26 protein-coding genes are annotated in these 21,985 nt (G+C 64.6%); 8 read left to right on the plus strand and 18 right to left on the minus strand.

What is annotated here, in order from left to right:
• Positions 1-5 precede the first annotated feature (5 nt).
• From AC6CR5_RS19830 to AC6CR5_RS19845, 4 genes are read left to right on the plus strand one after another with little or no spacing between them, the layout of a single operon-like run.
• The gene (locus AC6CR5_RS19830) at positions 6-776 is read left to right on the plus strand and encodes an ABC transporter ATP-binding protein (RefSeq protein ID WP_054446521.1); all 771 of its coding nucleotides are present in this window, start codon (positions 6-8) and stop codon (positions 774-776) included.
• Complete coding sequence (locus AC6CR5_RS19835; protein ID WP_006389614.1) at positions 773-1,525, plus strand: ABC transporter ATP-binding protein; 753 nt, start codon at positions 773-775, stop codon at positions 1,523-1,525. Before AC6CR5_RS19830 ends, AC6CR5_RS19835 begins: the two co-directional genes overlap by 4 nt.
• Positions 1,522-2,532 (plus strand): branched-chain amino acid ABC transporter permease, encoded by a 1,011-nt coding sequence (locus tag AC6CR5_RS19840; protein ID WP_054507837.1) that lies wholly within the window; start codon positions 1,522-1,524, stop codon positions 2,530-2,532. The genes AC6CR5_RS19835 and AC6CR5_RS19840 overlap by 4 nt, the downstream gene beginning before the upstream one ends.
• Positions 2,533-2,542: 10 nt before the next feature.
• Positions 2,543-3,610 carry a branched-chain amino acid ABC transporter permease gene (locus AC6CR5_RS19845; RefSeq protein ID WP_498084857.1) on the plus strand — a complete coding sequence of 356 codons (1,068 nt, stop codon included), beginning with the start codon at positions 2,543-2,545 and terminating at the stop codon, positions 3,608-3,610.
• A gap of 48 nt (positions 3,611-3,658) precedes the next feature.
• Here the strand turns inward: AC6CR5_RS19845 and AC6CR5_RS19850 are convergent, their stop codons facing one another.
• The 17 genes from AC6CR5_RS19850 to AC6CR5_RS19930 all read right to left on the minus strand — a co-directional run bounded on the left by AC6CR5_RS19850 (position 3,659) and on the right by AC6CR5_RS19930 (position 15,543).
• Positions 3,659-4,225 (minus strand): hypothetical protein, encoded by a 567-nt coding sequence (locus AC6CR5_RS19850; protein WP_498084858.1) that lies wholly within the window; start codon positions 4,223-4,225, stop codon positions 3,659-3,661.
• Between the two features lie 111 nt (positions 4,226-4,336).
• Complete coding sequence (rpsQ, locus tag AC6CR5_RS19855; RefSeq protein ID WP_006216549.1) at positions 4,337-4,618, minus strand: 30S ribosomal protein S17; 282 nt, start codon at positions 4,616-4,618, stop codon at positions 4,337-4,339.
• Between the two features lie 2 nt (positions 4,619-4,620).
• Positions 4,621-4,812, minus strand: coding sequence for a 50S ribosomal protein L29 (rpmC, locus tag AC6CR5_RS19860; RefSeq protein ID WP_003806912.1), 192 nt, complete (start codon positions 4,810-4,812; stop codon positions 4,621-4,623).
• Between the two features lie 13 nt (positions 4,813-4,825).
• Positions 4,826-5,242, minus strand: a complete 417-nt coding sequence (gene rplP / locus AC6CR5_RS19865; protein ID WP_006389610.1) for a 50S ribosomal protein L16 — start codon at positions 5,240-5,242, stop codon at positions 4,826-4,828.
• Between the two features lie 2 nt (positions 5,243-5,244).
• The gene (gene rpsC / locus AC6CR5_RS19870; RefSeq protein ID WP_006389609.1) at positions 5,245-6,036 is read right to left on the minus strand and encodes a 30S ribosomal protein S3; all 792 of its coding nucleotides are present in this window, start codon (positions 6,034-6,036) and stop codon (positions 5,245-5,247) included.
• 9 nt (positions 6,037-6,045) lie between these two features.
• The gene (rplV, locus tag AC6CR5_RS19875) at positions 6,046-6,375 is read right to left on the minus strand and encodes a 50S ribosomal protein L22 (protein WP_006389608.1); all 330 of its coding nucleotides are present in this window, start codon (positions 6,373-6,375) and stop codon (positions 6,046-6,048) included.
• Positions 6,376-6,378: 3 nt separating this feature from the next.
• Positions 6,379-6,654 (minus strand): 30S ribosomal protein S19, encoded by a 276-nt coding sequence (rpsS, locus tag AC6CR5_RS19880; RefSeq protein WP_006216555.1) that lies wholly within the window; start codon positions 6,652-6,654, stop codon positions 6,379-6,381.
• Between the two features lie 12 nt (positions 6,655-6,666).
• Positions 6,667-7,494 (minus strand): 50S ribosomal protein L2, encoded by an 828-nt coding sequence (gene rplB, locus AC6CR5_RS19885; protein WP_006389607.1) that lies wholly within the window; start codon positions 7,492-7,494, stop codon positions 6,667-6,669.
• A complete protein-coding gene (rplW, locus tag AC6CR5_RS19890) occupies positions 7,495-7,791 on the minus strand; it encodes a 50S ribosomal protein L23 (RefSeq protein WP_006389606.1) in 297 nt (98 codons plus the stop codon).
• Positions 7,788-8,405: a 50S ribosomal protein L4 gene (gene rplD, locus AC6CR5_RS19895; RefSeq protein WP_006389605.1), complete on the minus strand. Its 618-nt coding sequence runs from the start codon at positions 8,403-8,405 to the stop codon at positions 7,788-7,790. Before rplD ends, rplW begins: the two co-directional genes overlap by 4 nt.
• 4 nt (positions 8,406-8,409) lie before the next feature.
• Positions 8,410-9,099 (minus strand): 50S ribosomal protein L3, encoded by a 690-nt coding sequence (gene rplC / locus AC6CR5_RS19900; RefSeq protein WP_006389604.1) that lies wholly within the window; start codon positions 9,097-9,099, stop codon positions 8,410-8,412.
• 331 nt (positions 9,100-9,430) lie between these two features.
• Complete coding sequence (rpsJ, locus tag AC6CR5_RS19905) at positions 9,431-9,742, minus strand: 30S ribosomal protein S10 (RefSeq protein WP_003806903.1); 312 nt, start codon at positions 9,740-9,742, stop codon at positions 9,431-9,433.
• A 74-nt stretch (positions 9,743-9,816) separates the two neighbouring features.
• The gene (gene tuf, locus AC6CR5_RS19910; RefSeq protein ID WP_020925806.1) at positions 9,817-11,007 is read right to left on the minus strand and encodes an elongation factor Tu; all 1,191 of its coding nucleotides are present in this window, start codon (positions 11,005-11,007) and stop codon (positions 9,817-9,819) included.
• 76 nt (positions 11,008-11,083) lie between these two features.
• Positions 11,084-13,186: an elongation factor G gene (gene fusA, locus AC6CR5_RS19915; protein WP_020925816.1), complete on the minus strand. Its 2,103-nt coding sequence runs from the start codon at positions 13,184-13,186 to the stop codon at positions 11,084-11,086.
• 18 nt (positions 13,187-13,204) lie between these two features.
• Positions 13,205-13,675, minus strand: a complete 471-nt coding sequence (gene rpsG, locus AC6CR5_RS19920) for a 30S ribosomal protein S7 (RefSeq protein ID WP_006389600.1) — start codon at positions 13,673-13,675, stop codon at positions 13,205-13,207.
• A 175-nt stretch (positions 13,676-13,850) separates the two neighbouring features.
• Positions 13,851-14,228, minus strand: a complete 378-nt coding sequence (gene rpsL / locus AC6CR5_RS19925) for a 30S ribosomal protein S12 (RefSeq protein ID WP_005017264.1) — start codon at positions 14,226-14,228, stop codon at positions 13,851-13,853.
• 613 nt (positions 14,229-14,841) lie between these two features.
• The gene (locus AC6CR5_RS19930) at positions 14,842-15,543 is read right to left on the minus strand and encodes a response regulator transcription factor (RefSeq protein ID WP_006389599.1); all 702 of its coding nucleotides are present in this window, start codon (positions 15,541-15,543) and stop codon (positions 14,842-14,844) included.
• Positions 15,544-15,802: 259 nt separating this feature from the next.
• On the opposite strand from AC6CR5_RS19930, the gene AC6CR5_RS19935 reads away from it, so the two are divergent.
• Genes AC6CR5_RS19935 through AC6CR5_RS19945 form a run of 3 tightly spaced genes read left to right on the plus strand, consistent with a single transcriptional unit; the run spans position 15,803 to position 19,992 of the window.
• Positions 15,803-16,519 carry a response regulator transcription factor gene (locus AC6CR5_RS19935; protein ID WP_006389598.1) on the plus strand — a complete coding sequence of 239 codons (717 nt, stop codon included), beginning with the start codon at positions 15,803-15,805 and terminating at the stop codon, positions 16,517-16,519.
• Between the two features lie 33 nt (positions 16,520-16,552).
• The gene (locus tag AC6CR5_RS19940; protein ID WP_498084859.1) at positions 16,553-17,662 is read left to right on the plus strand and encodes a FecR domain-containing protein; all 1,110 of its coding nucleotides are present in this window, start codon (positions 16,553-16,555) and stop codon (positions 17,660-17,662) included.
• 5 nt (positions 17,663-17,667) lie between these two features.
• Positions 17,668-19,992, plus strand: coding sequence for a CHASE2 domain-containing protein (locus AC6CR5_RS19945; protein ID WP_498084860.1), 2,325 nt, complete (start codon positions 17,668-17,670; stop codon positions 19,990-19,992).
• Between the two features lie 25 nt (positions 19,993-20,017).
• Here AC6CR5_RS19945 and AC6CR5_RS19950 read toward each other — a convergent pair whose 3' ends face one another.
• Positions 20,018-21,346 (minus strand): serine/threonine-protein kinase, encoded by a 1,329-nt coding sequence (locus AC6CR5_RS19950; RefSeq protein WP_038504633.1) that lies wholly within the window; start codon positions 21,344-21,346, stop codon positions 20,018-20,020.
• Between the two features lie 156 nt (positions 21,347-21,502).
• Between AC6CR5_RS19950 and AC6CR5_RS19955 the strand changes: the two genes are divergently transcribed.
• Positions 21,503-21,898 carry a TssQ family T6SS-associated lipoprotein gene (locus AC6CR5_RS19955; protein WP_498084861.1) on the plus strand — a complete coding sequence of 132 codons (396 nt, stop codon included), beginning with the start codon at positions 21,503-21,505 and terminating at the stop codon, positions 21,896-21,898.
• The last annotated feature ends 87 nt before the right edge of the window (positions 21,899-21,985 follow it).

Raw genomic sequence — 21,985 nt, forward strand, 5'->3', positions numbered from 1 at the left:
CCTTCATGCTGGAAACCCAATCGCTCACGATCCGCTTCGGCGGCCACATGGCCGTCAACGCGGTGAGCTGCCGCTTCGCGCCGGGCAGCCTGACGGCCATCGTCGGGCCCAACGGCGCGGGCAAGACCACCTATTTCAACCTGATCTCGGGACAGCTGCGCGCCAGCGCCGGCTCGGTGCACCTGAATGGCCGCGACCTGACTGGGCTGTCGGCGCCGGCGCGCATGCACGCCGGCCTGGGACGCGCCTTCCAGCTGACGCAGCTGTTCCCGCGCCTGACGGTGCGCGAGAACGTGCGGCTGGCGCTGCAGTCGCGCCAGCAGGGCCTGGGCTGGCGCCAGATCCGCTTCTGGCGCACCTGGGACGATGACCACGCGCTGCTGGCGCGCGCCGACGCACTGCTCGAACGCACCCGCCTGACGGCCCGCCGCGACCAGGCGGCGGCCGACCTGCCGCACGGCGACCAGCGCAAGCTCGAGATCGCCATGCTGATCGCGCTGGAGCCGCAGGTGTTCATGTTCGACGAGCCCACCGCCGGCATGAGCGTGGACGACGTGCCCGTGGTGCTGGACCTGATCCGCGAAATCAAGGCTGACGCATCCAAGACGATCCTGCTGGTGGAACACAAGATGGACGTGGTTCGCGAGCTGGCGGACCGCATCGTGGTGCTGCACAACGGCGCGTTGATGGCGGACGGCGAGCCGGCCGAGGTGATTGCCTCCCCGATCGTGCAGCAGGCCTACCTGGGCGCCCCTCTGCCGGAGAAGACGACATGATCGCGGCAACCTTGCTGGAACTGAAGGACGTGCACACGCACATCGGCGCGTACCACATCCTGCACGGCGTGGACCTGGCGGTGCCAGCCGCGGGCGTCACCATGCTGCTGGGCCGCAACGGCGCCGGCAAGACCACCACGCTGCGCACCATCATGGGCTTGTGGAAGGCGACGCGGGGCCACATCGGCTTTGACGGCACCGCGGTCGGCGGCCCTGGCGTGCGCACCTCGCCGCCCGACATGGCGCGCCAGGGCATCGCCTACGTGCCGGAGAACATGGGCATCTTCGCCGACCTGTCGGTGAAAGAGAACATCCTGCTGGCCGCGCGCCAGGCGCGCAGCGCCGCCCAACTGGACACCGCGCGGCTGGAATGGATCTTCGGCTTCTTCCCCGCGCTACGCAAATTCTGGCTGTACCCCGCCGGCAAGCTGTCAGGCGGCCAGAAGCAGATGCTGGCGGTCGCACGCGCCATCATCGAGCCGCGCCGCCTGCTGCTGGTCGACGAGCCCAGCAAGGGCCTGGCGCCCGCCATCATCCAGAACATGATCGACGCCTTCATCGAACTCAAGCAGGCCTCCACCACCATCCTGCTGGTGGAGCAGAACTTCAATTTCGCGCGCCAGGTGGGCGACCACGTCGCGGTCATGGACAACGGCCGCGTGGTGCACGCCGGCGGCATGGCCGAGCTGGCGCAGGACGACGCGTTGCAGACCCGCCTGCTGGGCCTGTCGCTGGGAGCGCATCAGTGAGCGCCGCCGATATCGATACACCCCTGCCCCAGACCCGCGCCGACCTGCGCCCGGTGCTGCTGGTGCTGGCGCTGGCCGCCATCGCGCTGCCGCTGGTCGGTTCGTTCTCGACCTGGGTGACGCTGACCTTCGCCGGGCTGGCGATGGGCATGATCATCTTCATCGTGGCCTCCGGCATGACGCTGGTGTTCGGCCTGATGGACGTGCTGAATTTCGGCCACGGCCTGTTCATTGCCATCGGCGCCTACATGGCGGCCACGGTGCTCGGCGCGATGTCCGACTGGACCCAGTCCGGCAGCCTGTGGCTGAACCTGGCCGCGGTGCTGCCCGCCATGATCGTCGGCATGCTGGTGGCCGGCGCGGTGGGCGTGGCGTTCGAGCGCGTGATCGTGCGGCCGGTCTATGGCCAGCACCTCAAACAGATCCTCATCACCATGGGCGGCATGATCATCGGCGAAGAGATCATCAAGATGCTGTGGGGGCCACAAACGCTGTCGCTGCCGTTGCCGGACGCGTTGCGCGGCGCGCTGCTGGTCGGCGACGCCGCCATCGAGAAATTCCGCCTCGTCGCGCTGGCAGTCGGCGTGGCGGTGCTGGGCGGCATGCTGTGGCTGCTCAACCGCACCAAGCTCGGCCTGTTGATCCGCGCCGGGGTCGAGGACCGCGAGATGGTCGAAAGCCTGGGCTACCGCATCCGCCATCTGTTCGTCGGCGTGTTCGTGGCCGGCTCGATGCTGGCCGGCCTGGGCGGCGTGCTGTGGGGGCTGTACCAGCAGTCCATCGTGCCGCAACTGGGCGCGCAGGTGAACGTGCTGATCTTCATCGTCATCATGATCGGCGGATTGGGCTCGACCGTGGGCTGCCTGATCGGCGCGCTGCTGGTCGGGTTGATGGCCAACTACACCGGTTTCCTGATGCCCAAGGCGGCGCTGTTCTCGAACATCGCGCTGATGGTCGCCATCCTGCTGTGGCGCCCACAGGGCGTGTACCCGGTCACGAATCGCTAGGAATCGCCCCATGTCCATCCGCCTGCTATCCGGCGATCCTCCGCGCAGCGCGCTGCTGGCGGTCATGCTGGTCGCCATCGTCCTCACGCTCGCCGCCGCGCCCTTCCTGTTTCCCGGCCCCAAGTCGCTGGCCGTGGCGGCCAAGATCCTGGTGTTCGTGATCCTGGTCGCCAGCTACGACCTGCTGCTGGGTTACACCGGCATCGTCAGCTTCGCCCACACCATGTTCTTTGGCATCGGCGCCTACGGCGTGGCCATCGCCAGCGTACGCATGGAGGCCGGCTGGCTGGCGGTGCTGACGGGCACCGCCGCGGGCCTGGCGGTATCGCTGGTGTTCGCGCTCATCATCGGCCTGGCCAGCCTGCGGGTTCGCGCCATCTTCTACGCCATGATCACACTGGCGGTGGCGGCGGCGTTCCAGACGCTGGTGTCACAGCTGTCCGACCTGACCGGCGGCGAGGACGGACTGAACTTCAAGGTGCCGCAGGCATTGCGCCCGGCTTTCCGGCCCCTGTCCGAGCCGCTGTTCGGCGTCACCGTCGACGGTCGCATCATCACCTACTACCTCATTGCCGCGGCCTGCGTCGTGCTGTTCCTGATGTTGCTGCGCATCGTCAATTCGCCGTTCGGCCGCGTGCTGCAGGCGATCCGCGAGAATCCCTTCCGCGCCGAAGCCATCGGCTATCGCACGGTGCTGTACCGCAGCCTCTCGAACCTGCTGGCGGCGGCATTCGCCACGCTCGCCGGCGCGCTGTATGCGCTCTGGCTGCGCTACAACGGCCCGGATACCTCGCTGTCGTTCGAGATCATGCTGAACATCCTGCTGATGGTGGTGATCGGTGGCATGGGCACGATGTATGGCGCGGTCATCGGCGCCAGCCTGTTCGTGTTCGCACAGAGCTACCTGCAGGACGGCCTGCACGTGATCCACGATGCCGTCGGCAGCATTGCGCCGTTGGCCTTGCTGTTCGAGCCGGACCGCTGGCTGCTGTGGCTGGGCATCCTGTTCGTGCTGTCGGTGTATTACTTTCCCACCGGGGTCGCCGGACGGTTGCGGGAAGTGGCCAGGCGCCGTTGAACCCGTTCCGGCCCGGACACGTCGATTGCCTACGACGTCATGCCGCGCTCAGCGCGGCGCTTGTCTCAAGGCCTCGCCGCCGCGTCGCATCTCATTGACCCGCCGCTGCAACTGGTCCACGCCGCGCTGGGCCTCGCCGCCGCTCAATTGCGAGCCAGACGGCGTTGGCGCGAGGGGCGCCATATTCATGGGCGTACCGGGTTTCAAGGGAATCGTGGCCGGGGGAAACGGATCCTGGGCGGCCGGCTTCTGCATCAGCAGGCGCTCGAGAATGTGCAGTTGCTCTTGCTGCGCCTGCAGCGCGCGTTCGTTATCCAGCAGTGCCTGTTCATCTTCGTCCTGTGTGCCGAAGATGGCGGCATGATCACGCGACAAGCCATCGAGGCGTACGCGCGGATCGGGTCCCGCGTTCAGCACATTGCGGCCGATGGCGGCAGGATCGGTGCTGGGCACCACCACGCCCGGGGATCTGGCTTGGGTCCCCACGGCGGGAACCGTCGCTGGCACTGCCGGGCGGCCCTGCCCGGACTCCGCCGATTGCGCCCGTGCGACCACGGCGGGCAATGCCGCGGCAATCAACCATCCGAACAAAATCGCTTTCCTGAAAGCGCGCATGACGTTCCCGGATTCCCGAAACAAAGAAAAGCCGCAAGACGAAAAAAAACGGCAAGGGCCTGAACCCTTGCCGTTTTACCTCAGAACGGCGAACCGTTCCGAAACCTTCACTTAGATGATACGTGCGGCTTCAACCAGACGCACCACGCGCCACGACTTCGAGCGCGAGATGGGACGGCCTTCAGCGATTTCAACCGTATCGCCTTCGTTGTACTGGTTCGACTCATCGTGCGCCTTGTACTTCGCGGAACGCATGATGATCTTGCCGAAGATGGGGTGCTTGACGCGGCGCTCAACCAGAACGACGACAGTCTTGTCCATCTTGTTGCTGACGACCTTGCCGACCAGCGTACGCTGGCGCTTGGCCACTTGGGTGTTTTGGGTTTCGCTCATCTTTATTTCCCTGCCTTCTCGGTCAGCAAGGTACGCACGCGCGCGATGTCGCGGCGCACGTTACGCAGCTGGCTGGTGTTGGCAAGCTGCTGCGTGGCCTTCTGCATACGCAGACCGAATTGCGCCTTCAGCAGGCTTTCGAGCTCTTTGCCGAGCTCGGCGGCGTCTTTCGAACGGAGTTCGCTGGCTTTCATGTCTTAGTACTCCTTAAGCACCGATATGACGCGCGACGAACGTGGTCGAAATCGGCAGCTTGGCAGCGGCCAGGCGGAAAGCTTCACGCGCGAGCTCTTCGCTAACCCCTTCCATTTCGTAGAGCACCTTGCCGGGCTGAATCTCGGCGACCCAGTACTCCGGGTTGCCCTTACCGTTACCCATACGGACTTCGGCAGGCTTTTGCGAGATGGGCTTGTCCGGGAAAATGCGAATCCAGATGCGGCCGCCGCGCTTGATGTGACGGTTGATGGCACGACGAGCGGCTTCGATCTGGCGAGCGGTCAGACGGCCACGGCCGGTGGCCTTCAGACCGAATTCGCCGAACGACACGTGGGTGCCACGGGTCGCCAGACCGGTGTTGCGGCCCTTCTGCTCTTTGCGATACTTTCTGCGAGAGGGTTGCAGCATGGTTATTCTCCTTCAGGCGCCGGAGCAGCGTCCGCCTTGCGGGGACCACGGCCACGACCACCCGGACGACCGGTGCGAGCACCGTCCGGACGATCACCACGCGGAGCGCGGCGCGGACGACGTTCTTCTTCACGCGGGGCGGCGGTTTCCGGCGGCAGTTCGCCGTTGGCCAGCATGTCGCCCTTGTAGACCCAGACCTTGATGCCGATCACGCCGTACGTGGTGTGGGCTTCGGAGGTGCCGTAGTCGATGTTGGCCTTGAGGGTGTGCAGCGGCACACGGCCTTCGCGATACCACTCGGTACGAGCAATTTCGATACCGTTCAGACGGCCCGAGCTCATGATCTTGATGCCTTGGGCACCCAGACGCATGGCGTTCTGCATCGCGCGCTTCATGGCGCGGCGGAACATGATGCGCTTCTCGAGCTGTTGCGAGATCGAGTCGGCGATCAGTTGAGCATCGGTTTCCGGCTTGCGGATTTCTTCGATGTTGACGTGCACGGGCACGCCCATCAGGCGCTGCAGATCAGCCTTCAGGCTTTCGATGTCTTCGCCGCGCTTGCCGATCACCACGCCCGGACGAGCCGAGTAGACGGTGATGCGGGCATTCTTGGCGGGACGCTCGATGATCACGCGACCAACGGAGGCGCTCTTGAGCTTCTTCTTCAGGTACTCGCGGACGCGGATGTCTTCGGCCAGCATGCTGCCGAAGGCCTTGTCGTCGGCGAACCAACGCGAGGACCAATTACGGGTGACCGCGAGACGGAACCCAGTGGGGTGAATTTTCTGACCCATCGTGACTCCTTAAGCTCCGACCTTGACCGTGATGTGGCAGGTCTGCTTCTCGATACGGTTGCCGCGGCCCTTGGCGCGAGCGGAGAAGCGCTTCATCGACTGAGCCTTGTCCACGAAGATCGTGGTGACTTTCAGTTCGTCGATATCGGCGCCGTCGTTGTGCTCGGCGTTGGCGATGGCGGACTCGACAGCCTTCTTCAGGATGGCGGCGGCCTTCTTCGGCGAGAAGGTGAGGATCTCGAGCGCACGGCCGACCTTCTGGCCGCGGATCAGATCCGCAACCAGACGCGTCTTTTGAGCGGAGATGTGAACCCCACGGATAATGGCAGTAGTTTCCATCGCTTACCTCTTCGCCTTCTTGTCCGCGGCGTGACCCTTGAACGTACGGGTCAGCGCGAACTCGCCCAGCTTGTGACCGACCATGTTCTCGTTGATGTAAACGGGAACATGCTGCTTGCCGTTGTGCACAGCGATCGTCAGACCGATGAACTCGGGCAGGATCGTCGAGCGACGCGACCAGGTCTTGATCGGCTTCTTGTCTTTGCCCGCGACGGCCGTGTCCACCTTTTTGATCAGGTGAGCATCGACAAACGGGCCTTTCTTGATCGAACGTGACATAGTGTTCGCCTCTTACTTGCGCTTGCGCCGTTGGACGATCATATTGTTCGTCCGCTTGTTGCGACGGGTCTTGTAACCCTTCGCCGGGGTGCCCCACGGGCTGACCGGTTCGCGTGCTTCACCGGTACGGCCTTCGCCGCCACCGTGCGGGTGGTCGACCGGGTTCATGGCCACGCCACGAACCGTCGGGCGGACACCGCGCCAACGCATTGCACCGGCCTTGCCGATTTGGCGCAGGCTGTGTTCTTCGTTACCGACTTCACCGATGGTGGCACGGCATTCGATGTGCACACGGCGGACTTCACCCGAGCGCAGACGCACTTGAGCGTAGGTGCCTTCGCGGGCCAGCAGGACGGCGGAAGCGCCGGCCGAACGGACCATCTGGGCACCCTTGCCGGGCAGCATTTCGACGCAGTGAATCGTCGTACCCACCGGGATGTTGCGGATCGGCAGCGTGTTGCCGGCGCGGATCGGGGCTTCGATGCCCGAGATCAGCGTGGCGCCCACTTCCAGGCCGCGCGGAGCGATGATGTAGCGACGCTCGCCGTCGGCGTAGCACAGCAGAGCAATGTGCGCCGTACGGTTCGGGTCGTATTCCAGACGCTCGACCTTCGCGGGGATGCCATCCTTGTCGCGACGGAAGTCGACGACACGGTAGTGTTGCTTGTGACCGCCGCCACGGTGGCGGATCGTGATGTGACCGTTGTTGTTACGGCCCGAACCACGGGTCTTCTTTTCCAGCAGCGGCGCGTAGGGCTCACCCTTGTGCAGGTTCGGGCTGACGACCTTCACCATGCCACGGCGGCCAGCCGAAGTCGGCTTAACTTTCACGAGGGCCATTTACTTCACCTCCGCAAAGTCGATTTCCTGGCCGTCCTTGAGCGAAACGTAGGCCTTGCGCTCGTCGCGACGACGGCCAACGAATCGGCCAAAGCGCTTGACTTTGCCCTTACGGTTGAGGACCTGCACGGACTCGACCTGCACCTTGAAGAGCAGTTCGACGGCAGCCTTGATTTCCGGCTTGGTAGCGTCAGCCACGACACGGAAAGCGACTTGCTGATTCTTCTCAGCGACGAACGTGGCCTTTTCGGTCACGATCGGAGCCAGAATGACTTGCATCAAGCGTTCAGCGTTCATCCCAGCATCTCCTCGAGTTGAGCGATGGCCGGCTTGGTGATCAGCACTTTCTTGTAGTGGACCAGCGACAACGGATCGGCATAACGGGGCTCGACAACGGCAACGTGCGGCAGGTTGCGGGTGGCGAGGTAAACATTTTCATCAACGTTGTCGGTGATGATCAGGACCGAGTCCAGGCCCAGGCTCTTCAGCTTTGCAGCGGCGGCCTTGGTCTTGGGCGATTCCAGATCGAACGATTCGACGACGGCGATGCGGTCTTCGCGAGCCAGCTGCGACAGGATCGAGCGGATCCCGGCGCGGTACATCTTCTTGTTGACCTTCTGGCTGAAGTTCTCTTCCGGCGAGTTCGGGAAAATCCGACCACCGCCACGCCACAGCGGCGACGAGGTCATACCGGCGCGAGCGCGGCCGGTACCCTTCTGGCGCCAGGGCTTCTTGGTCGAGTGCTTGACTTCCGAGCGATCCTTCTGAGCGCGGTTGCCGGCACGGGCGTTGGCTTGGAAAGCCACCACGATCTGGTGAATCAGCGCTTCGTTGAAGTCACGGCCGAAGATCGTGTCGGGCGCGCTGAAAGTCGCGGCCTGACCTTGGTCGTTCAGGAGCTTGAGATCCATTTACTTACGCTCCCTTCTTGGCCGGGGCCTTGATGGCCGGACGCACGACGATATCGGCGCCAGCGTGGCCGGGGACAGCGCCCTTGACCAGCAGCAGGCCGCGCTCCACGTCAACGCGAACGACGTCGAGGTTTTGAACGGTGCGGGTGACATCACCCAGGTGACCCGCCATGCGCTTACCCGGGAAAATACGGCCCGGATCCTGAGCTTGACCGATCGAGCCGGGAACGCGGTGCGAACGGGAGTTACCGTGCGAGGCGCGTTGCGAGCCGAAGTTGTGGCGCTTGATGGTACCGGCAAAGCCCTTACCAATCGTGGTGCCCGTGACGTCGACCTGTTGGCCGGCTTCGAACACCGATTCCACGGCGATCACGGCACCGGCCGAAAATTCGGCGGCGCGGGCGGGATCGAGGCGGAATTCCTTGAGGATGCTACCGGCTTCAGCGCCGGCCTTGGCGTAGTGGCCCGTCTGTGCTTGCGGCACGCGCGAGGCACGACGAGTGCCATAAGCCACCTGGATCGCGGCGTAGCCGTCGGTTTCCAGCGACTTAACTTGGGTCACGCGGTTGTTCGACACGTCCAGCACGGTCACCGGGATGGATTCACCTTCCTCGGTAAAAATGCGGGTCATGCCGACCTTGCGACCCACCAGCCCCAGCCGGTGAGCGGCGGGCGTGGGTGTCGAATTCGACATCGTTTTCTCCATTCCCGACTGCGATTGGTCGGGGCTAATCAGGCAAAAGGTAACGGCCTTTGCCCTACGACTATGTTCAACCTGGCTCGGGGTTGCACACCCCCGGAATCCGGGTTTGCACGCGCCTTCACCATAGTTAGACCTGCCACAAAATGGCAAGCTTGGCATATTAGCACGTTTTTTTCAGGCAGCACAAGCACTTAGCGTAAAAAGGCGCCTGCCCGCTGCCGGCGCGCCTAGTTGTGGCACAAAAACAAAATGGCCGCAGTCCCGAGGGATTGCGGCCATTCTTCACGAGTCCACCGGCGAAGGTAGCGGACCCGGGAGCGCCTTACTGCAGCGCGATTTCGACGTCGACACCGGCCGGCAGGTCCAGACGCATCAGGGCGTCAACGGTCTTGTCGGTGGGATCAACGATGTCCATCAGGCGCTGATGGGTACGGATTTCGAACTGGTCACGCGACGTCTTGTTGACGTGCGGCGAACGCAGCACGTCGTAACGACGGATACGCGTGGGCAGCGGCACCGGGCCGCGGACAACGGCGCCCGTACGCTTGGCGGTGTCGACGATTTCAGCGGCCGATTGATCGATCAGCTTGTAATCGAAAGCCTTCAAGCGGATACGGATCTTTTGGTTTTTCATGGCGTTTCCTAAAGAACGAGAGGCGAGGGCTTTGATGGGCCCTCGCTGGTTGTGTGCTGCTTAAGTGATCCGGATTACTTCAGGATCTTGGCGACGACGCCGGCGCCGACGGTACGACCGCCTTCACGGATGGCGAAACGCAGGCCTTCTTCCATGGCGATCGGGGCCAGCAGCTTGACGGTCATCGTCACGTTGTCGCCCGGCAGAACCATTTCCTTGTCGGCCGGCAGGTCGATCGTGCCGGTCACGTCCGTCGTGCGGAAGTAGAACTGGGGACGATAGCCGTTGAAGAACGGGGTGTGGCGGCCGCCTTCTTCCTTGGACAGGATGTACACCTCGGAGGTGAAGTCCGTGTGCGGGGTGATCGAGCCCGGCTTGGCCAGAACCTGGCCGCGCTGGACGTCTTCACGCTTGGTGCCGCGCAGCAGGATGCCCACGTTGTCGCCGGCTTGACCTTGGTCCAGCAGCTTGCGGAACATTTCCACGCCGGTGCAGGTCGTCTTGACCGTCGGGGTGATACCGACGATTTCGATTTCTTCGCCGACCTTGATCACGCCGCGCTCGATACGGCCGGTCACCACGGTGCCGCGACCCGAGATCGAGAACACGTCTTCGACCGGCATCAGGAACGCGCCGTCAACGGCACGCTCGGGCGTCGGGATGTACGTGTCCAGGGCTTGGGCCAGCGACAGGATCGCTTGCTCGCCCAGCTCGCCCTTGTCGCCTTCCAGCGCCAGCTTGGCCGAACCCTTCACGATCGGGGTGTCGTCGCCCGGGAAGTCGTACTTGCTCAGCAGTTCGCGAACTTCCATTTCCACCAGCTCGAGCAGCTCGGCGTCGTCAACCATGTCGGCCTTGTTCAGGAAGACGATGATGTACGGCACGCCAACCTGGCGGCTCAGCAGGATGTGTTCACGCGTTTGCGGCATCGGGCCGTCAGCGGCCGACACGACCAGGATCGCGCCGTCCATCTGGGCTGCGCCCGTGATCATGTTCTTGACGTAGTCAGCGTGGCCCGGGCAGTCAACGTGCGCGTAGTGGCGCGTTTCCGTTTCGTACTCGACGTGGGCCGTGTTGATCGTGATGCCGCGTGCCTTTTCTTCAGGTGCCGCGTCGATCTGGTCGTAGCCCTTGGCTTCGCCGCCGAACTTGGTCGACAGAACGGTCGTGATCGCCGCCGTCAGGGTGGTCTTGCCGTGGTCGACGTGACCGATGGTGCCGACGTTCACGTGCGGCTTGGTGCGTTCAAACTTGCCTTTTGCCATGATCTCTATCCTTTGACTTTCAAGGAAATTTCGATATTTGCCGCGCCGCCTTGTGGGCGGTCGCGGCGAGGGTTATTTACTTGGCCCGAGCGGCGATGACTTCGTCAGCGACGTTCTTGGGGGCCTCGGAGTAATGCTTGAATTCCATCGTGTACGTGGCACGACCTTGCGTCAGCGAACGCAGGTTCGTGGCGTAACCGAACATCTCGGCCAGCGGAACTTCAGCTTTGATGGTCTTGCCACCACCGACCATGTCGTCCATGCCCTGGACCATGCCGCGACGCGAGGACAGATCGCCCATCACGGTACCGGCGTAGTCTTCGGGCGTTTCGACTTCAACGGCCATCATCGGTTCGAGCAGCACGGGGCTGGCCTTGCGCATGCCTTCCTTGAACGCCATCGAGCCGGCCATCTTGAACGCGTTTTCGTTCGAGTCCACATCGTGGTACGAACCGAAGAACAGCGTGACCTTGACGTCCACGACCGGGTAACCGGCCAGAATGCCGGCAGGCAGCGTTTCCTGGATGCCCTTGTCCACCGCGGGGATGAATTCGCGAGGAACCACACCGCCCTTGATGGCGTCCACGAACTCGTAGCCGCCGCCCGGCTGGAGCGGTTCGACCTTCAGGACCACGTGACCGTACTGACCACGACCGCCCGACTGCTTGACGAACTTGCCTTCGACTTCTTCGCAGGTCTTGCGGATCGTTTCGCGGTAGGCCACCTGGGGCTTGCCGACGTTCGCTTCCACGCCGAATTCGCGCTTCATGCGGTCGACCAGAATTTCCAGGTGCAGCTCGCCCATGCCGGAAATGATGGTCTGGCCGGACTCTTCGTCGCTGCGCACGCGGAACGACGGATCTTCCTGCGCCAGGCGCGACAGCGCCAGGCCCATCTTTTCCTGGTCGGCCTTCGACTTGGGTTCGACGGCCTGCGAAATCACGGGCTCGGGGAACTCCATGCGCTCCAGCAGGATGTGCGAATCGACATCGCACAGCGTTTCGCCGGTCGTCACGTCCTTCAGACCCACCACGGCGGCGATGTCGCCGGCCAGAACTTCCTTGATTTCCTCGCGGTTGTTCGCGTGCATCTGCAGGATGCGGCCGATACGTTCCTTCTTGCCCTTGATGGGGTTGTAGACCGTATCGCCCGACTTCAGGACGCCCGAGTAGACGCGCACGAAGGTCAACTGACCCACGAACGGATCGCTCATCAGCTTGAACGCCAGCGCCGAGAACTTCTCGTTGTCGTCAGCCTTGCGGTTGATGGCGTTGCCATCGTCGTCCTGGCCGTCGACCGGGGGAATGTCCACGGGCGAAGGCAGGTAGTCGATGACCGCGTCCAGCATGCGCTGCACGCCCTTGTTCTTGAAGGCGGTGCCGCACAGCATCGGCTGGATTTCGCCAGCGATGGTGCGTTGACGGATGGCCAGGTTGATTTCGGCTTCGTCCAAGGAACCCGTTTCCAGGTACTTGTTCATCAGCTCTTCCGACGACTCGGCGGCGGCTTCAACCAGCTTTTCACGCCATTCGGCAGCGGTACCTTCCAGCTCGGCCGGAATGTCCTTGTAGTCGAACTTGGTGCCTTGGCTGGCTTCGTCCCAGATGATCGCCTTCATCTTGACCAGGTCGATCACGCCTTGGAACGTGTCTTCGGCGCCGATGGGGATCACGATGGGCACGGGGTTCGCGCGCAGACGCGTCTTCAGCTGGTCATAGACCTTGAAGAAGTTCGCGCCGGTACGGTCCATCTTGTTGACGAACGCCAGACGCGGCACGCCGTACTTGTTGGCTTGGCGCCACACGGTTTCGGACTGGGGCTGAACACCACCCACCGCGCAGTAGACCATGCAGGCACCGTCCAGGACGCGCATGGAACGTTCCACCTCGATGGTGAAGTCCACGTGCCCCGGGGTGTCGATGATGTTGATGCGGTGCTCGGGGTAGTTGCCGGCCATGCCACGCCAAAACGCCGTCGTAGCAGCCGACGTAATGGTGATGCCACGCTCTTGCTCTTGTTCCATCCAGTCCATGGTGGCGGCGCCATCATGCACTTCGCCAATCTTGTGATTGACGCCGGTGTAGAACAGGATACGTTCGGTCGTGGTGGTTTTCCCTGCATCGATGTGCGCAGAGATGCCAATGTTGCGATAGCGCTCGATCGGGGTTTTGCGGGCCATGGTGGGTTAGTCCTTAAATTACCAGCGGAAATGGCTGAAGGCCTTGTTGGCCTCGGCCATCTTGTGCGTGTCTTCGCGCTTCTTCATCGCGGCGCCACGACCTTCGGAGGCGTCGATCAGTTCGCCAGCAAGGCGCAGATCCATCGACTTCTCGCCACGCTTCTTGGCGGCTTCACGGAGCCAACGCATAGCCAGGGCCAGGCGGCGCACGGGGCGCACTTCAACCGGCACTTGGTAGTTGGCACCGCCAACGCGGCGGCTCTTGACTTCGACGATCGGCTTGATGTTGTTGATCGCCAGGCTGAACACCTCGATCGGCTCCTTGCCGGTCTTGGTGGCGACTTGCTCGAGGGCACCGTAGACGATGCGCTCGGCGACGGCCTTCTTGCCGTCCAGCATGACGACGTTCATGAACTTGGCGAGTTCGACGCTGCCGAACTTGGGATCGGGCAGAATCTCGCGCTTGGGTACTTCGCGACGACGGGGCATTGTTGCTTCCTTGTGTCTGTTCAGTTGAACCGTGTTTCATTACACGGCCATGGCCGTCCAATAAGACGACCCCTTACGTGCCGCGCACCTTCCTGTATTGCGGTTGGCGCGGTTGCACTTCCCTGATGACGGATGGCCGTCACTCGGGGGTACTGCTGACTCGCGTTGCGAGCCCTTAGGCCTTCTTCGGGCGCTTGGCGCCGTACTTCGAGCGGGCTTGCTTGCGATCCTTGACGCCTTGCAGGTCGAGGGAACCGCGCACGATGTGATAACGCACACCGGGCAAGTCCTTCACACGACCGCCACGCACCAGAACCACCGAGTGCTCTTGCAGGTTGTGGCCTTCACCACCGATGTACGAAATGACTTCGTAACCGTTGGTCAGACGCACTTTGGCAACCTTACGCAGAGCGGAGTTCGGCTTCTTGGGGGTGGTGGTGTACACGCGAGTGCACACGCCGCGGCGTTGCGGGCAGTTTTCGAGCGCGGGGCTCTTGCTTTTGATGATGCTGACTTCGCGCGGCTTGCGCACGAGTTGGCTAATGGTAGGCATGACCTTTGAAATCCCTTTTACGTACCACTGGGTAAGTACTTACGTACTCGTCTCCTCGAGCAACGGACTCTTGGAGAAGGCGGCTCGCGCAAAACCGCCTCAAACGTTCAAATACGTAAAAGAGCGGGCTTGCCAACAAACCATGACAAACGCACAAACCTGATGTTCGGGAGACGGCAGCGTCGGTTGACGGAGGCTCGTGACGCACCCCTTTGGCCTTGGGCGCTTCGCTAGCACGAAGGGCCGGACCTGTCTTCCTGGCGCTTTGACCACACGTCTTTGACCACACATGGTCGCCGCCCTGGCATCAAACTTTGCGCGCGAATAAAGCAGTAAGCCCTTTAGCATAGCTTAGAACTTGGCGCACTGTCAAAAACTTTTGCGCGCATGGCGCGTGGGCGTGTTGCCGGCAAAAGACGGCCAGATAGGCGCAACTCGCGCCCAGGTCGGCAAAAATGGGGCCAAATTACCAACCGCCGACGGGAACGGCCGGTGCGGGATAGCACGGGGTCGCGAACCGCACGCGACGCGTGGCGCGAGCGCGGGGTCCAGGGGTCCAGGGAGCCAGGGAGCCAGGCGGCAATGGTAGCCGGTGGCGGGCGATGCGGACGGCTTACTGATCGGCGAACAGATATCCGCTGCCGTAGACCGTGCGGATCGGCAACATCACACCCGCCAGCTCGGCCTTGCGGCGCAGGCGGCTGACGATGACGTCGATGCTGCGCGTGCCGCTGGAGCGCGAACCGCCCCCTTCCACCCGCAGCTCGTCACCCAGCTCGTTGCGGCCCACCGCCCTGCCCGCCACTTCCAGCAGCGAACGCACGATCAGCCGCTCGTTGGCGGACAGGGAAATCGTGGTGCCGGAGGGCGCCGCCAGGGTCCAGCCCTGATCGCGCAGCTCCCATTGGCCAGGCAGGGGTTCATCGGCCGCGGCGGCGTCCTGGCCGGCCGGCAGGCGGCGGGCCAGCGCCAGCAGGATGCAGGCCAGCTCTCTTGGGTCATGCGGCGGCGGCAGGCAGGCGTCGGCGCCGCTCTGCAGACAGCGCAGGCGGGTTTCCAGGGACAGATTGTTCCCCATCACCACGATACCCAGGGACGAGGAGCCGTGCAGGCGGGCGACCAGGGCATAGCCGATCTCGCCAAGCGTCCCCACATTCAGCACCACGGCATCATAGGTGCCATTGCTGAGCAGGCCGAACAATTCCAGAGAAGTCGAGCAGCCACGGGCCGAAATTCCAGCTTGAAGCAGTGCGGACACAGCGGTGTTACGTGCAGCCTCGTCCGGCGACATCATCAGTACGCGCAATTGATTCATAGGTTCTTTCCATCCCTTCTGCCTCCCCTTGCCCGGCAGACCGCGCCGGTTGGAGGAAGGTTGAGGACAGTTTGACCCGTTGTTGTGCAACAACTCCAGTCAAGATTCGTCAAGTTTGCAATGTTTGACAGTTCTTGGCACAACGTAGCCAACAGTGACGCGACGCGAGTTATCATTCCATTACACAATCCTTTCTTCTTCTTGCAGTAGGGCGCCACAGGGCGCGCTTGCGCAGCCAACCTTCGCGAGACCACGTCTGATGAAAATCGCGTCGCTGGAAGACGACCTGGACCAGGCGAAACGTATCCAGCAAGTCCTGACTGCCGCCGGATACACCTGCACCAGTTATCAGCAAAGCCGTGACCTGCTTGCCGCTTTGCGCAATGAAACGTTTGACCTGGTGCTGCTGGACTGGCACCTGCCCGATATCGACGGCGACGATGTGGTGCGCTGGTTGCGCGCCAACATCGGCCCGCGCGTTCCCGTCATCTTCCTGACCAACCGGTCCAGCGAGGACGACCTGGTGGAAGGCCTGCGCGCCGGCGCCGACGACTACATCGTCAAGCCGCTGCGGCCGCTGGAACTGCTGGCCCGCGTCGCGGCGTTGCTGCGCCGCAGCCAGATCGCCGAGCCCGCCGATGAACCGTTCGACGTCGCCAGCTATCGCGTCGACCCCGCTGCGCGCGCGATCTCGCTCGATGGCGCGCAGGTCGCGCTGGCGCCCAAGGAGTTCGAGCTCGCGTTGCTGTTCTTTCGCAACCTGGGCCGGCTCATGTCGCGCGATGTGCTGGCCGAATGCGTCTGGAATCGCGAGATTCCAGCCACCTCCCGCACGCTCGACACCCACCTGTCGAACATCCGGCAAAAGCTCCAGCTGCGTCCGGAACATGGCGTGCGCCTGAGTTCTTCCTACGCGCTCGGCTACCGGCTGGAGTTGCTGAGTCCGCCTGAAGATAGCCCGCCCCCCACGCGTTAGCGCCTGGCGGCATTACCTGGAGATTTGAAAGTCATGAGCCGCTGCCGCGCGCTTTCTTTGCTTGCCCTGCTTTCCGGCCTGCTGCTCGCCACTTCCTCGCATGGCCAGCCCGCTGGCGCGCTGGGAGACAATTTCATCTATCGCGTGCGCCAAGGCGACACGCTGATCGACATCGCTTCCACCTACACGCGCAATCAGGCCAACTGGAGTCCGCTGCAGACGCTCAACAGCGTCACCACGCCCGAGCGCCTGCCCATCGGCCTGGAGCTGCGCATCCCGTTGTCGATGATCCCCGAACGCGCCGCCGACGCGCGCGTGGTGCATGTCAGTGGCCAGGCGAACATCGACGGACAGTCGCTCAAACCCGGCGCGAGCGTGAGCGAAGGCAGCAAGGTCGTGACCGCGCCCAATGGTTTCGTGACGCTGGAATTGGCCGACGGCTCCAAGCTCACGCTGCCGGCCGACGGCGCGGTCGAATTGACGCGCCTGCGCCAGTTCGAAGGCACCAACCTGACCGATTCAGTCATCCATGTCGAGCGCGGCAGCGTCGAATCGAGCGTCGCGCCGGCCGGCCAGGGCGTTGGCCGTTTCGAAGTGCGCACGCCGGTCGCCGTCACGGGAGTGCGCGGCACGCGTTTCCGCGTGCAAAGCGGCAGCCATGGTGTCCACAGCGAAGTGCTGGAAGGCAGTGTGCGGCTGCAGCCGCACGCGCCCGGCGCCACGCCGGCGCAACCTGTATCGGTGGCCAAGGGCTATGGCGCAGCCATCGGCGCGGACGGCAACGTCTCGGGCGTGCGGCAGTTGCTGGCCGCGCCGCAACTCGGCCAACCCGTGCGTGCCGGCGGCGGCGCCTGGACCAGCGCATTCGAACCGGTGCCCGGCGCGCGAAGCTACCTGGTGCGCGTCGCGCGCGATGCCGACGGCACGCAGCTGGTGTCCTCGACCCGCTTTCCCACTGCCGACATCCGCTTCAGCGCCCCCGGTCCGGGCACCTTCTACGTGACGGTGCGCGCGGTCGATGAACTGGGCCTGGGCGGCCGCGACGCCATGGCCACTTTCACCGGGGTGAACCAGCTCATGACCAGCAGCGGCCTCGGGGTCGCCACCGGCACCGGCGGACTGGTGACCCTGACCGAGTACTAGGGCCCATGCCAGACGCCACCGATCCCATCGACCGGGCCTCGCGATCAGGCCTGTGGTTGACGGTGGCGCTGGCGCTGCTGGCGGCGTTGCTCGGCTGGTTCAATGGACTGGGGCGCGTCGACCAGATCCTGTATGACCGCGCCGTAGCCTTGACGGGGCGCGATATCTCGGCCGACATCGTAATCGTGGCGATCGACGACAGCAGCATCGACGCGCTGGGGCGCTGGCCCTGGCGCCGGGCGGTGCATGCGGCGCTGCTGGACCGGCTGCAAGGCGCGCGCGCGGTGGGACTGGACCTGATCTTCGCCGAACCCGACACCACCCATCCCGGCGACGACGTCATCCTTGCCGACAGTATCCGGCGCAATGGCCACACGGTGCTGCCGGTGGTACTGGACCGGCTGATCTATCCCACGTCGATCAGCGCCCCCATCCCCGCCCTGGCCCAGGCGGCAGCCGGCAGCGGCTTCATCAACGCCAACCTCGATGCCGATGGCGTGCTGCGATCAGCGGTCCTGACTGCGCGTTTCGCCGGCCAGCGCTGGCAGCATTTCGCGCTGACCATGCTGGACGTGGGCGGGCAGGCGGACCTGGCGCAACGCCTGCTACGGCGCGCCCGCACGGACGGCAGCATCCTGATTCCGTATGCGGGCCCGGCGGCGCATACCCGCGCCGTGTCCTATCTATCGGTCCTGCGCGGCGACGTGCCAGCGGAGCAGCTGCGCGGCAAATACGTGCTGGTGGGCGCTTGGGCCACCGGCCTGGGCGACGCGTACACCACGCCGGTATCCCACGAGGTCAGTGGCATGCCGGGCGTGGAGATCATCGCCAATTTGCTGCAGGCGGCCAACGACGACATCGCCTTCCAGCCGCCCGCCCCGTGGCTGAACGCGCTGTATTCGGCCCTGCCCGTGCTGCTGGCGTGCCTGGCGCTATGGCGCTTGTCGCCCAACCTGGCGCTGTTGGTGAACATCGCCCTGCTCGCCCTGGTGCTGCTCGTCAGCCTGTTGCTGCTGGGCCACACCTATCTGTGGTTCGCGCCCACCGCCGCGCTGGTGGGCGTGGCGTTGTGCTACCCGCTGTGGAGCTGGCGCAGCCAGGAAGCCGCGCTGCGCTACATGGACAACGAACTGCGCCGGCTGCAGCGCGAATACCCGCCGGTGCTTAACGAAGCGCGGGCGCAATCCGGCGGCCCCAGCGCATCGCTCGAAAGCCGGGTCGGTGAATTGCGGCGCGCGCTCGCGCGCGTGCGCAATCTGCGGCGGTTCCTGGCCGACGGCCTGGACGGCATGCCCGACGCCACGCTGGTGTTCGACCAGGATGGCCGCATGCAATTCCGCAACCAGGCAGCGGTGATGTATTTCCAGCGGCTGGGCATGCGGCCACCGCGGGTCGGGCACCCGGCGGTCCACCTGCTCGAGAAGACCATCGGCGACGAATCGACACGCCAGCGCGTCGCCCAAGTGCTGAGCGGCCAGGGACCGATCGCCGAGCAATCCCCCTGGACTGCCGATCTGGAGGTGCGCGATCACGCCGGCCGCGACCTGATCCTGAAATGCGCGCCGATCCATACGGCCGAAGGGAATTTCGCCGGCACCGTCGCCACGTTGACCGATATCTCCGGCATCCGCCAGGCCGAGCGCCAGCGCGAGGAAACGCTGCGCTTCATCTCGCATGACATGCGGGCGCCGCAGAGTTCGATCCTGGCGCTGGTGGAGATGAAGCAGGACGGCGGGACAACGGATGGCGGGGATGAAACGCTTACCCGGATCGCCGCGCTGGCCAACCGCACGCTGCACCTGGTCGATGATTTCGTGCATTTGACGCGGGCCGAGTCGATGGCCATCAACGCGGTGGAGCTGGACCTGGGCAGCCTGCTGCAGGACGGCGTCGACGAGTTCTGGGCGGCGGCGCACAAGCGCGGCATCCGGCTGGAGGTGGCTGCGCCGCTGCCCGCCGCCTATGCGCGCGGCGACCAGACACTGCTGATGCGGGCCCTGTGCAACCTGATCGACAACGCCATCAAGTACAGCCCGGCCGGGACGCGCATCGAATGCGCCATCGACCAGGCGGCGGGATTCTGGCGGATCCACGTGCGCGACCAGGGGCAAGGCATCGCGGCACACGACCTGGCGCGATTGTTCGAGCCGTTTTCACGCGTGGGGGTGGCCTCGCGTGGCGACGTCGGCGGAGCGGGCCTGGGACTGGCCTTCGTGCGCACGGTGGCGCAACGCCATGGCGGCGAGGTCGAAGTCACCAGCGAAGCCGGCAAAGGTTCGGTGTTCACGCTGCGATTGCCCGTTGCGCCCGAGGACGCGCCGGCAACTTGAGGCCAACGGCGCCCCGCCCCGGGCGCTATTCAAAGACGTGGGAAATGACGGCAGGCTTGCCCGGCCTGACTTCCAGCGTGGTCCGGTATGGCGGCAGATCGGCATTGCGCAGCACCACCTGATACTTGCCGGGAATCAATCGCAGTTCCTTGACCGGCGGGCTGATGCCGCGGGCCACGCCATTGATCCATACCTCGCCCCAGGGCCGGATATCGAGGCGGACCAGCACGGGAACCGGCTTGGGCTTGGGCGCTTCGTCCTGCGCCGGCGCGGCGGCTTCCGGGATCGGCGCCGCGGCGGCGGCGGCTGGCTCGGTGGGCATGGCGGGACTGGCCGGGGCTGGCGGGGCTGAGCCAACGGGCGCCTCGGCGGACGTCGCGGCCGCGGCCCCACGTTCGCCTGTGGGGGCCGCCTCTGGCGCGCTGCCCTGCGCCGTGCCTGCCACCGGGACAGGCGGCGCGGGCTGGGGCGCCGGCGTCGAAGCTGGCGCCGCCGTTGAAGCCGGCGGGTCGGCCGGCGCCGTGGTCGGCACGGGCGGCACGGCAGGCGGATTGGGCTGTACCACTTCGGACCGGGTGATGAGCGAATTCGTCGTTCCGATACCCAGGCGGACCCAGGCATAGATACCCACCCCGATCAGCGCCACCAAGAGCAACAACACCAGCAACGGCCGGCCGGCATTGCGCGGCTTGCGCACCTCTTGTGCCGCAGGCGCGACCGGCGCGGCGACATCGGCCCGGGACGCTTCGCGGGCGACGGGCGCGGCCTCGGCATAGGCCGGGATGTCGAGCATGGCGGCCAGCTCGGCCAGGGTCTGCGGCCGATCGGCCGGCAGCATGGCCAGGCCGCGATCGATCGCGCCAAGAAAGGCCGGGCTGTACTTCGTCAGGCCAAGGGACAGCAACGGCTCATAACTGTCGGTGGCGCGGCGTTCCGGCGCGGGTGGCGGCCGCAGGCCGATCACCAGCGCGTGCATCACCGCACAGAGCGCATAGACGTCGGTCCAGGGACCGCGCGGCCATTCGGCGGAGTCCGTATACAGCTCGAACGGCGCGAAGCCCGGGATCGGCGTCAACCCGGTCCGGCGCGATCGCGGCAATGCCAATTCCGGCAGCAGGTGAGCACGCGCGCCTTCGTCCATGCCGACGGTATCGAGCGAAATGTCGCCACATATTTCGCCCTGCGCATGCAGGCCCATCAGGGAGGGCAGCAGGTCCGACAGCAGCCGCTTGATGCGCGCCTCCGGCACCCCGCCCGCCGCGCTGGCGGCGATGGCGCTCAAGGGGCGCAAGGCAAGCGGCGCGGCGCCTGAGAAAGGGCTGCGCGGCGTATGCAGGCCGGCGGATGAAGACATATTCAAAATACTGCGCAACGGGCGCGAAAACGGGTTAACGGCTGATAGGCGGAATATTATCCAATCCGTTACGCAAGGACATTGCCGAAAATGTCCGAGCGCATCAGGCTGTGGCACGATAGCGTATCGCCAAATTCCTCCCTTCGCTGAAAGCCTATGAAAATTCGCCTTCTTTGCAATCTGCTCGGATCCTCGTTTGTGCTGGCCGGCTGTGCCGGCCTGCCCGCCAGCGCCCCCGACCGCGCGCCCACGCCGCAAGCGCTGGAGCAGCTACAACAGGTGCGCGACCAGTACAGCGCCGGCCACTACGGTGAAGTGATCCGCGGCGTCGCCCGTTCCGATGAGCTGGCCGCGTCCAGCAAGGCCGTACGCATCGAGGCCTACAAACTGCAGGCGTTCAGCTATTGCGTCAGCCGCTACGCGCAGTTGTGCGAGGACAGCTTCAGCCGCATCCTGCAGATCGCCCCCAACTTCGAACTGGCGCCCAACGAGGCCGGCCATCCGGTCTGGGGCCCGGTGTTCCAGCGCGCCAAGAGCCAGGCCGCCAAATAGCGCCGCCATGCCCCGCGCGGGCAAAAAAAAGGCCGCTGATGCGAATCAGCGGCCTTTTTGCTTCTGGCCTCCCCCGCCGGACCTGCG

It is taken from the genome of Achromobacter sp. EG18, from assembly GCF_059759395.1.